We start from the raw sequence: 1,559 nt of genomic DNA, 5'->3' as shown, positions 1-1,559 counted from the left end.
CGGGCGCGCCCCGGACGGCACGATCGGCCGCTCGGCGAGCGCGAGGACGCGGACGCGCAGCCACGTCGTCGGGCCGGGCGCGACCGCCAGCGGCTGGGCGGCGGAGGTGCGCGCGACGTTCTGCTCGACCCGGCCGCTCTGGGTCAGGATCTCGATCCGGCTCGGCGGCGGCCCCAGCCAGGAGTCCTGGCTGAACGCCGCCGTGACGTTCTTCGGTGTCACCGGCCGGCCGAAGTCGACCTTGAGCCACTGCCCGACCGGGCCGTTCCATCCGCCGGTCTCCCACCGGGTCCAGGGGTTGCCGTCGATCGCGGCGTACGGCAGGGCGCCCGGGTCGTCGATCTGGGCGATCGAGTCGATGTCGGAGGCGGAGGAGGACGCGGTGACGTCCTTGATGCCGGTGTAGCCGGCGACCGTCGAGTAGCGGTCCCAGGCGTTCTCCATGAAGTCGCGCTCGTCGCCCGGCCGGCCCGGTCTCTCGTCCGCGGTCATGGTCGGGGAGGTCTGCCCGCGCAGCTCCCCGAAGTTGCGCTGGACGCGGCGCAGCGAGTCCGCCACGGCGGCGCGGCCCGGCGCCTGCGGGTCGTCGTCGTCCAGCAGGACGGGCCGCCCGTCCAGCAGCCCGTTGTCGGCCATGGTCAGCATGGCCTCCGGCGAGCCGTACAGCCGCAGTGCCTGGTCGACGCCGGTCATGCCGACGACGCCGTCCGCGCCCGCGACCTCGAAGACCTCCACGGCCGGGTACGGCTGGTCGACCGTGTTCACCGCGTCGCCGGGCAGGGTCGTGCCCGCCGTGCCGCCGAACGACGCGACACGGCTGATGCCCGGCGAGGAGTACAGCGCCTCGTGGACGCGGGCGGGCCACGCTCCGCGCAGGTCGTCGCGCTTGAGGTCGTTGCGCACGAGGACGTACCGGACGCCCATGCGGCCGAGCACCTCGCTGAGCCCGGCCGACCCCTGGCCGCTGGTGAGCCGCTGGTCGATCGCGTCCATCAGGCGGGTCAGCCCGGCCGACCCGGCCGGCACGATCTGCCGTTCGGCCCACCGCGCCGTCATCAGCGGCTCGGTGACCTCATCGAGCGGCCGCCCCCACAGGTACTCGGCGAAGCGCGAGCCGGGGACCGTGATGACGCCCTGGTTCCCGGCGTGCGTGTTGAGCCAGGACGTGGCCTGCCGCCAGTACGGCGGCACGGACGTGAAGTCGCCGCTGACGGACAGGCCGGTGCCGAGCACGGACACGCCGACCCCGGCGAGGGCGGCGAGCGCCGCCGCCATGGGCCGGCCGCGGTGCCTCCGCTCGCCGAGCGGCGTCAGCAGGTGGACGAGGCCCAGGGCGAGCGGCAGCCGGACCAGGCCGTCGAACTTGTACAGGTTGCGGAGCGGCGACAGCGGCCCGTCGAGCCAGTGCCGGAACTCGGCGGCGAACGGCCCGGCGTGGCCGGAGACGGTGACGGTGACGCCGAGCAGCAGTGTGACCAGCAGGAACGTGCGTTCCGGCAGGCCGCGTCGCGCCAGGCCCGCGACGCCGAGCGCGGCCACCGCGACGTTGGCGGCCAGGC

General features: G+C 75.0%; 1 protein-coding gene. It reads right to left on the bottom strand.

Annotated features, from left to right (window positions below):
• The coding region (locus tag ACFFNX_RS49585) for an alpha-(1->3)-arabinofuranosyltransferase domain-containing protein (RefSeq protein ID WP_378213451.1) at positions 1-1,559 on the bottom strand (1,559 nt) is incomplete at both ends.

The organism is Actinoallomurus acaciae (assembly GCF_042429965.1).
Lineage (GTDB): Bacteria > Actinomycetota > Actinomycetes > Streptosporangiales > Streptosporangiaceae > Actinoallomurus > Actinoallomurus acaciae.
The sequence above is the reverse complement of the archived record's forward strand: the minus strand, read 5'-3'. Positions and strand labels throughout refer to the sequence as shown.